This is a genomic window from Nigerium sp. (genome assembly GCF_039811905.1).
Taxonomy (GTDB): Bacteria; Actinomycetota; Actinomycetes; order Propionibacteriales; family Propionibacteriaceae; genus Propioniciclava.
On sequence record NZ_JBDHZL010000028.1, the window covers coordinates 19,991 to 29,043 of the forward strand.

The 9,053-nt window shown below is 72.7% G+C and carries 8 protein-coding genes; 3 read left to right on the plus strand and 5 right to left on the minus strand.

Annotated elements, in window-relative coordinates:
* Positions 1–23: 23 nt before the first annotated feature.
* The 3 genes from WMJ97_RS07165 to WMJ97_RS07175 all read right to left on the minus strand — a co-directional run bounded on the left by WMJ97_RS07165 (position 24) and on the right by WMJ97_RS07175 (position 5,220).
* Complete coding sequence (locus tag WMJ97_RS07165) at positions 24–1,610, minus strand: FAD-dependent oxidoreductase (RefSeq protein WP_347348298.1); 1,587 nt, start codon at positions 1,608–1,610, stop codon at positions 24–26.
* Complete coding sequence (locus tag WMJ97_RS07170; protein ID WP_347348299.1) at positions 1,607–3,769, minus strand: molybdopterin oxidoreductase family protein; 2,163 nt, start codon at positions 3,767–3,769, stop codon at positions 1,607–1,609. Before WMJ97_RS07170 ends, WMJ97_RS07165 begins: the two co-directional genes overlap by 4 nt.
* Before the next feature lie 74 nt (positions 3,770–3,843).
* A complete protein-coding gene (locus WMJ97_RS07175; protein WP_347348300.1) occupies positions 3,844–5,220 on the minus strand; it encodes a nitrate/nitrite transporter in 1,377 nt (458 codons plus the stop codon).
* A gap of 283 nt (positions 5,221–5,503) precedes the next feature.
* On the opposite strand from WMJ97_RS07175, the gene WMJ97_RS07180 reads away from it, so the two are divergent.
* The 3 genes from WMJ97_RS07180 to WMJ97_RS07190 are packed head-to-tail and all read left to right on the plus strand — an operon-like array spanning position 5,504 to position 8,194.
* Positions 5,504–6,496, plus strand: a complete 993-nt coding sequence (locus WMJ97_RS07180) for an ABC transporter substrate-binding protein (RefSeq protein WP_347348301.1) — start codon at positions 5,504–5,506, stop codon at positions 6,494–6,496.
* Between the two features lie 5 nt (positions 6,497–6,501).
* Complete coding sequence (locus WMJ97_RS07185) at positions 6,502–7,404, plus strand: ABC transporter permease (RefSeq protein ID WP_347348302.1); 903 nt, start codon at positions 6,502–6,504, stop codon at positions 7,402–7,404.
* 1 nt (position 7,405) lies between these two features.
* Positions 7,406–8,194 carry an ATP-binding cassette domain-containing protein gene (locus WMJ97_RS07190; RefSeq protein ID WP_347348303.1) on the plus strand — a complete coding sequence of 263 codons (789 nt, stop codon included), beginning with the start codon at positions 7,406–7,408 and terminating at the stop codon, positions 8,192–8,194.
* 59 nt (positions 8,195–8,253) lie between these two features.
* Here the strand turns inward: WMJ97_RS07190 and WMJ97_RS07195 are convergent, their stop codons facing one another.
* Both WMJ97_RS07195 and WMJ97_RS07200 read right to left on the minus strand, forming a co-directional pair.
* Entirely contained in the window at positions 8,254–8,766 is a 513-nt protein-coding gene (locus WMJ97_RS07195; RefSeq protein ID WP_347348304.1) for a GNAT family protein, read from the minus strand.
* Positions 8,767–8,845: 79 nt separating this feature from the next.
* Positions 8,846–9,053 (minus strand): hypothetical protein (locus WMJ97_RS07200; protein WP_347348305.1); only part of this gene is annotated, 208 nt, incomplete at its 5' end.

Consider the following 9,053-nt stretch of genomic DNA (forward strand, 5'->3'; position numbering starts at 1 on the left):
CCCGGCCCCGCCCTCGCCCGCGCCTACGCGACCGACTTCTCCTTCGCCGCGGCGATGATGGCCTCGACGTCGCGCCGGCACGTGCCGCAGCCGCTGCCGGCGCGCGTGGCCATCCGGACGGCGTCCACCGTCGCCGCGCCCTGCTCGACCGCCTCGCTGATGGTCGCGTGGGCGACGCCCGCGCACTGGCAGACCGTCGACGCCGGGGAGAACTCCGCGGCGCGCGGCCGGGCGATGTCGAGGGCGTCCAGGCGCAGCAGGACGGAGGCGTCCGCGGGCACGGGGGTGTGGCGCTCGTACATGAGGCCGACCTCGGCGGCCGTCCGCGGGAGGCCGAGCACCTGGTAGCCGGCGATGGAGCGGTCGGCGCGCAGGTCCAGCCGGACGAACGTCCCGGCCGAGCCGTCGGCCCACTCGACGACGCGCGCCGGGTCGCTGCCGGCGCTCCACAACGGCCCGCCGCACTGACCGGCCGTCACGAACTCGATCGTGTGCGACTTCAGCCGCAGCGCCGCGGGGCGCGTGGGCGTCCAGGAGGGCTCGGGAGCGACGCCGGCGAGCTCGTCCGCGCACTTGCGCGCGAGCCAGTCGGCCTGCTGCCAGCCGGGGCCGATGAGGCCGACGAGGTGCCGCGCTCCCCCGCAGATCGCGCAGCCGGCGTCGTCGCAGTGCAGGTCGGCGCAGTCGCCGATGGCGAAGATGCGCCCGGCGACGTCGGCCGCCAGGTCGTGCCCCACGCGGACGCCGCGGGCCGTGCGCAGGCCGGCGGTCCGGGCGACGTCGACCCGCGGACGGACGCCGCACGACACGACCAGCAGATCGCCCCTCACGACCCGGCCGCCGTCGAGGTGCAGCCCCGCGAACGCCCCGTCCTCGTCGCGCTCGACGCCGATCACGTCGGCCTCCCCCACCAGCTCGACGCCCTGCCCGGCGAGGGAGCGGGCGAGCAGGCGTCCGGCGGTCTCGCTGACGGCGGCGCCCATCGGCCAGCCGCCGCGGTGCACGAGCGTCGCCGGGCACCCCTCCTCACCCAGGGCGAGGGACGCCTCGACCCCCAGGACGCCTCCGCCCCAGACCACCACCCGGTCGCCGCGGTCGCGGGCGCGGCGCACGACGGCGGCGTCCGCGAGGTCGCGCAGCGGCGTGGCCCCCGGGATGAGCCGCCCGCCCTCGCTGAGGCCGGGCGTCGCGGGCAGCGTCGGGTCGGCGCCGGTCGCGAGCACCAGACGGTCGAACGGCAGCATGACGACGGCCCCCGACGGTCCGACCGCCCGGACGACGCGCTCGCCGCGATCCACGCCCGTCACCGACGTCCCGAGCAGCACCCGGACGCCCGCCGCCCGCAGCTCGGCGGCGTCCGTGAGCGACAGCTCGGCCTGGCTCACGCGGCCGACGGCGTGCTCGCCGACCAGGACGCGGTTGTACGCCGGCTCGGTCTCGGCGCCGACGACGGTGAGGCCGACGCGGCCGGCCTCCACCTCGGGCAGCAGCTCGTCGACGAAGCGGCCGGCGACGGGCCCGAACCCGACGACGACCACCTGCTCGCCCTCGGCGAGCCGGTGCGTGTCGGGACGGTGATGGCGCGGGCGGGACGGCAGGGTCGCGGTCATGCGGAGGCCTCCTCGTAGGCGACGGTTTCGCTCGGCACGTACGCGCGGACGCGCACGGGGACGTTCTTGAACTCGGGCATGCCGGACAGCGGGTCGGTCCGCGGCTCGACCAGGGCGTTCGCCGCCTCCGCGCCGCCGTAGTGGAACGGCAGGAAGACCGCGTCCAGCCTGATGTCGGCGCTCCACTGCGCGGCCAGCACCAGCACGCCTCGGTCGTTCGCCACCTCGGCCAGGTCGCCGTCGCCGATGCCGAGCACCATCGCGGTCGCCGGGTGGATCTGCAGCATCGCCGCCGGACGCGCCTGCTCCAGGGACGCCACCCGCCGCGTCTGCGTGCCCGACTGGTAGTGCTCCAGGTAGCGGCCGGTGAGCAGGGTGAGCGTGCCCGGCTCCGGGCGGGGCACGCGCGGCGTCACGGCGACCAGCCGGGCGCGGCCGTCCGGGTGGGCGAAGCCGTCGAGGAACACCCGCGGCGTCCCCTGCCAGCCGTCCGCGTAGCCGGGCTGCTCGGACGCCCCCGCCCGCTCGGGCGGGCAGGGCCAGTACGAGGCCACCCCGGCGTCCAGCGCCTCGTTCGTGATGCCCGAGTAGTCGGCGCGGCCGCCCGCGGACGCCGCCCGCAGCTCGTCGAAGACCGCGCGCGGGTCGTCGCTCCAGACGCCGGGGGCGCCCAGCCGCCGGGCGAGCTCGCGCATGATCCACAGCTCCGACCGGACGCCCTCGGGCGCCGGCGCCGCCGGATTACGCCGCAGGACGCGGCCCTCCAGGTTCGTCATCGTGCCGGACTCCTCCGCCCACTGCGGCACGGGCAGCACGAGATCGGCCAGCCGGGCCGTCTCGGAGAGGAAGAACTCGGTGACCACGAGGAAGTCCAGGGCCCGCAGGCCGGCCCGCAGCTCGTTGACGTCGGGCGCGGAGACCAGCACGTTCGACCCGTTCACCCACAGCGCCCGGACGCCGCCCTCGCGCCCGAGCGACCCCAGCAGCTCCACCGCCGGCAGCCCCGGCCCCGGGATGTCCTCGGGCGCGATCCCCCACACGCGCGCGACGTGCGCGCGGGCGTCCGGGTCGGCGATCGAGCGGTAGCCGGGCAACTGGTCGGCCTTCTGCCCCTGCTCGCGGGCGCCCTGCCCGTTGCCCTGGCCGGTGAGGGTGCCGTAGCCCGAGCCGAGGCGTCCAGGGAGGCCGAGCAGCAGCGCGAGGTTGATCGCGGCCGTCGTGGTGTCGGTGCCGTCGACGTGCTGCTCGACGCCGCGTCCGGTGAGCACGTAGGTGCCCCGCCGCTCGCGCGACAGCAGCCGCGCGGCCTCGCGGATGCGCAGCGCCGGGACGCCCGACACCTCCTCGGCGCGCTCCGGCCACCAGCGGCGCAGCACGCGGGCGAGGGCCGGGTAGCCGGTGGTGCGGTCCTCCAGGTAGTCCTCGTCGGCGAGCCCCTCCAGGATCACGACGTGCGCGATCGCTGCCAGCACGACGTGGTCGGTGCCGGGCGTCGGCTGCAGGTGCAGCCCGCCACCGTCCTCGGTGAGCTTCGCGGTGGCGGTGCGCCGCGGGTCCATCACGAGGAGCCCGCCCGAGCGCCGCGCGGCCGCGAGGTGCTGCACGAACGGCGGCATCGTCTCGGCCGGGTTCGACCCCAGCAGCATGATCGTGTGCGCCTCGTCGAGGTCGGTCATCGGGAACGGCATGCCGCGGTCGAGCCCGAAGCTCCGGTTGCCGGCCGTCGCCGCGGACGCCATGCAGAACCGCCCGTTGTAGTCGATCCGGGACGTCCGCAGCGCCACGCGCGCGAACTTGCCGAGCGAGTAGGCGCGCTCGTTCGTCAGGGACGCCCCGCCGAAGATCCCCACGGCGTCGCGCCCGTAGGCGTCCTGGGCCGCGCGGAACGCCGCCGCCATCGCGTCGAGGGCGGCGTCCCACGACACCGGCCGCAGGACGCCGCCGGCGTCCCGCAGCAGCGGTCCGGTGAGCCGGTCGGCGTGGCCGACGAGTTCCCCGGACGTCCAGCCCTTGCGGCACAGGCCGCCCCCGTTCGTCGGGAACTGCCGCGGCTCCACCCGCAGCTCGCGCCCGGGCACTCCGGACGCCTCCGGCGTCAGCGTCATCGCGCACTGCAGCGCGCAGTAGGGGCAGTGGGTGTCGGTTCGGCTGTCGGTCACGCGGACCTCCTCGCTGGGACGCGGCGGCGGATTCGGCTGGGCGGCGGCTCTCGGCGTGTCAGAGGGCTCGCCGCTCAGATGCGCTCGGCGTGGCCGGCGCCCCGACGCAGGTAGCACGCCCACGTGATCGCGGTCGCGACGAGGTAGAACGCGACGAAGCCGTAGAACGCCGCGTTGTACGTGCCGGTGCCGGTCTTGGCCGCGGAGAGCACCTGCGGGATCGCGAAGCCGCCGTAGGCGCCGATCGCGGAGATCAGCCCGAGGGCCGCGGACGCCTTCCGCTCCGGCGTCACGCCGTCGGCGGACCGGTGCGCCTTGAGGCGGTAGATCGTCGGGATCATCCGGTACGTCGAGCCGTTGCCGAGCCCGGACGCCACGAACAGCGCGAGGAACAGCCCCAGGAACAGCCAGAAGTTCGCCATCGGTAGCGTCGCGACGACGGTCAGCGCGAGGGCCGCCATTGCCAGGAACGCCCAGACGGTGACGATCGCCCCGCCGAAGCGGTCGGCCAGGCGCCCGCCGTAGGGCCGGGCCAGCGACCCGACGAGCGGGCCGAGGAACGACAGCGAGACCGCCGCCACGCCGAGGCTCACGGTGGAGAAAGCCGGGAAGACGTCCTTGATGAGCTTCGGGAACACGCCCGAGAAGCCGATGAACGACCCGAACGTGCCGATGTAGAGCAGCGAGAGCACCCAGAAGTGCGGCTCGGTCGTCGCGGCCAGCGAGCCGGCGAGGTCCCCCTTCGCGTGGGAAAGGTTGTGCATGAACCGGCGCGCGCCCCAGGCCGCGATCAGGATCAGCGGCACCCAGACCCAGCCGGCCAGGGGCAGGTTCAGCGTGCCGGCCGCGCCGACGGTCACCACGATCGGGACGATGAGCTGGCTGATCGCGGCGCCCAGGTTGCCCCCGGCGGCGTTCAGCCCGAGCGCGTACCCCTTCTCGCGCGCCGGGTAGAAGAAGGTGATGTTCGCCATCGACGACGCGAAGTTGCCCCCGCCGAAGCCGGCCGTGGCGGCGATCAGCAGCATCGCCCAGAACGGCGTCGCCGGGTTTCCGACGGCCAGGGCGAGGCCGATGGTCGGGATGAGCAGCAGCAGCGCCGAGACGATCGTCCAGTTGCGGCCGCCGAAGCGGGCGACGGTGAACGTGTACGGGATGCGGAGGGTGGCCCCCACGAGCGCCGGCATCGAGATCAGCCAGAACGTCTGGGCGTCCGAGAAGGCGAAGCCCGCGCGCGGAAGGAAGACGACGGTGATGGCCCACAGCTGCCAGACCGCGAAGCCGAGGAACTCGGCGAAGATCGACCAGCGGAGGTTCGTGCGCGCGAGCGCGCGGCCCTCGCGCTCCCAGAACGCGGCGTCCTCGGCGTTGTAGCCGTCGAGCCAGCGCCCGGGGCGGTGAGTGAGGGTGGACGCCTGCTCGCGGCGTCCGGTCACGACATTCGTGGTCATCCGTGCTCCGTTTCGACGTGGGTGCGGATGCAGCGAATGTAGGAACGGGATGTTACGCAGCGAATCCCCGGTCGTTACGGGCCGATAGCGGGGCCCTCACCAACCGGCCGCGGAGGCGAAAGCGCGCGAGAATTCGCACCCTTTGTTTTTTCGCCCAGGACGCCGTCGGCGTTCGCCGGCCGGTATCGTGCGGCGTCCGGCCCTGTCCCGGGTAGGTTACGGGGGACATATCCCCGCGCCGCCGGCACGACGACGTGCCGGGGCCGTTGGAAGGAGCACACGCATGACATCCAGACTCGCCACGCTGGCCGCCGCGGCCTCCGCGCTGGTTCTCGCGCTCACCGGCTGCGCCGGCTCGACGGGGGCTTCGCCCGCCGCGTCGGGGGCGTCCGGCAACGGCAAGACGTACAAGGTCGGCATCACGCAGATCGTCAGCCACGCGTCGCTGGACGCGGCCCGCGAGGGCTTCAAGAAGGCGCTCGCCGACGCGGGCGTCCAGGCGACGTACGACGAGCAGAACGCGCAGGGCGACCAGGCCACGGCCACGTCGATCGCCGCGAAGTTCAACTCCGACAACCTCGACCTCATCCTGGCGATCGCCACGCCGACCGCGCAGGCGTCCGCGCAGGCGATCACGAACAAGCCGATCCTGTTCACCGCGGTCACCGACCCGGTCGCCGCGAAGCTGGTCGACTCCAATGAGAAGCCGGGCTCGAACGTGACCGGCACGACCGACATGAACCCGGTGGCCGACCAGATCGGGCTCATCAAGCAGATCAGGCCCTCCGCGAAGAGCGTCGGCATCATCTACAGCTCGGGCGAGGTGAACTCCGACGTGCAGGTGGCCGCCGCGAAGAAGGCGGCGGCCGAGCAGGGCCTCACGGTGGTCACGAAGACCATCACGACCACCGCCGAGCTGCAGCAGGCCGCGAACTCGATCACGGCCGACGCGCTGTACGTGCCGACCGACAACAACGTGGTCTCGGGTCTCGACTCGGTCGTCGGCGTCGCGGAGGCGAAGAAGATCCCCCTCGTGGTCGGCGAAGGCGACTCGGTGAAGAAGGGCGGGCTCATCACCTACGGCATCGATTACGAGAAGCTCGGCTACCAGACCGGCCAGATGGCCGTGAAGATCCTCACCCAGGGCGCGAAGCCGGCCGACATGCCGGTGGAGTCGCAGAAGGACATCACGCTCATGGTCAACAAGAAGGCCGCCGAGCGGATGGGCGTGACGATCCCCGAGTCGCTGCTGTCGAAGGCGGAGGTCGTCGGCTAAGCATGATGTCGGCGCTCGACCTCGGCCTCATCTACGGGTTGATGGCCCTGGGGGTCTACCTCACCTTCCGCATCCTCGACTTCCCCGACCTCACGGTCGACGGAAGCTTCACGACCGGCGCGGCGACCGCGGCGGCGTTGATCCTCCTGGGTCAGCCGCCGCTGCTCGCCACGCTGGCGGGGGCCGTGGTCGGCGCCGTCGCCGGGCTGATCACCGGCGTGCTGCACACCAAGGGCAAGATCAACCCGCTGCTCGCGGGCATCCTGACCCAGATCGCGCTCTACTCGATCAACCTGCGCATCATGGGCCGGGCGAACCTGCCCCTGCTGCGGCAGGACACGATGCTCTCGCCGCTGCGCGACGAGGGGCTGTTCGGATCGTGGGTGTCGGTGGGCGTGTTCGCCCTGGTGACGCTCGCGTTCATGGTCGCGCTCGACTGGTTTCTCAACACCGACCTCGGCCTCGCGCTGCAGGCGACCGGCGACAACGAGCGCATGATCCGCTCCCAGGGCGTCTCGACGGACGCGACGAAGATTTTGGGGCTGGCGCTCAGCAACGCCCTCGTGGGGCTGTGCGGGGCGCTCATCGCGCAGTACCAGGGGTTCGCCGACATCGGCATGGGCATCGGCCTCATCGTGGCGGGGTTGGCGTCCGTCATCATCGGGCAGGCGTTGCTGCCGAGCCGGCGGTTCATCTTCGCGACCCTCGCGGTCGTGGTGGGCTCGGTCGTGTATCGGCTGGTCATCCAGGTCGCGCTGGGCCTGGGCTTCGATCCGAACGACATGAAGCTGATCTCGGCCGTCCTCGTGATCCTGGCCCTGCTGCTGCCGCGCCTGACCGTGTTCCGGCGCATGCGCGCCCGCTCCCGTCAGCGGCGGCTCGAGGCCGCCGCGGTGAAGGAGGCCTGAGATGCTGGACGTCCGCGGCGTCACCAAGGTGTTCGCCCAGCACACGCCCAACGAGAAGGTCGCCCTGGACGACCTCTCGCTGCGGCTCGACGAGGGCGACTTCGTCACGATCATCGGCAGCAACGGCGCCGGCAAATCGACGCTGCTGAACCTCATCGCCGGCGAGTTCCGACCCGAGCGGGGCACGATCTGGATCGACGGGGCGAACGTCACGCGGCTGCCCGACTTCAAGGTCGCCCAGTTCGTGGGCCGCGTGTTCCAGGACCCGCTGGCCGGCACCGCCCCCCACGGCACGATCGAGCAGAACCTCGCCATGGCCTACGCGCGCGGCAAGCGTCGCGCCCTGCGCACCGGCGTCACGAACGCGAAGCGGGACCTGTTCCGCGACGAGCTCGCCCGGCTCGAGCTGGGCCTGGAGGACCGGATGCGCACGGAGGTCGGCCTGCTCTCCGGCGGCCAACGGCAGGCGTTGTCCCTTGTCATGGCCACGTTCAGCCAGCCGAAGATCCTGCTGCTCGACGAGCACACCGCGGCGCTCGATCCCCAGCGTGCCGCCCTCATCGGGCGGCTCACCGAGGACGCCGTCGAGCGGCACCGGCTCACCACGCTCATGGTGACCCACAACATGGAGCAGGCCCTCGCGATGGGCAACCGGCTCGTGATGATGCACGAGGGCCGCGTGATCTACGAACTGGGCGGCGAGTCGAAAGCCAAGGCGACCGTCGCCGACCTGCTGGCCCAGTTCGACGCCGTCAAAGGCACCCTGTCCGACCGGACGATGCTGGCCTGAGCGGGGTCACGGCGTCCGGCAGCACCACCGAACTCACGTTCGCCCCCGGGCGCCGCCCCTCACTCGGCGAGCACCTGGAACAGGACGTGGTCCTGCCAGCGGCCGGCGACGTGCAGGTAGCGGGGGGCCAACCCGATCCGGACGAACCCGTTGCGCTCCAGCACCTTGTGCGCCGCCTGGTTGTGCACGAGGTTCGCGGCCTGGATGCGGTGCAGTTCCAGCACATCGAACGCGTACTGCCGCATCTGCCCGACCGCGTCGGTCGCCACCCCGCGGCCGTTCACATGCTCGGAGACCCAGCAGTGCAACTCGCAGCTCCGTGACGCCCCGTACGTGACGCGCTCGAGCGTCACCCGGCCCACGACCTCGTCGTCGAGCAGGATCACCTGGGGCACGAGCACGCCGAGCGCCTGCTGCTCCAACGACCACTCGATCGTCTGCCGCTGGCCGGCGACCGTGAAGTAGTCGTCCGGGCGGTGCGGCTCCCACGGCCTGAGGAAGGAGCGGTTGCGCTCCACGAGCGCGGCGAGGACGCCGGCGTCCGAGGGCCGCACCCGCCGCGTCCTGATCATGCCTGATCGTTGCAGGTTTCCTGCCCCAGCGGGGCCATCTGCGCGCATCGGAGGCGAATCCACCCCCGGGCGGGCGGCGTCAGGAGCGCTTCTTGGCCTTCTTGGCCTTGCCGCCCTTCTTCGCGGACTTCTTCTTCCCGCCCGGGCCCAGCTTCTTCTTGCCGCCGGCCTTCGTGCCCTTCTTGGGGGCGCCGCGCTTGGTGTAGCCGAAGCCGTGCTCGCGGGACTCCTCCCGCTTGCGCCGGTCCTCGCTCGTCCAGCGCTGCTTCACCCGGACGCCGCCCTCC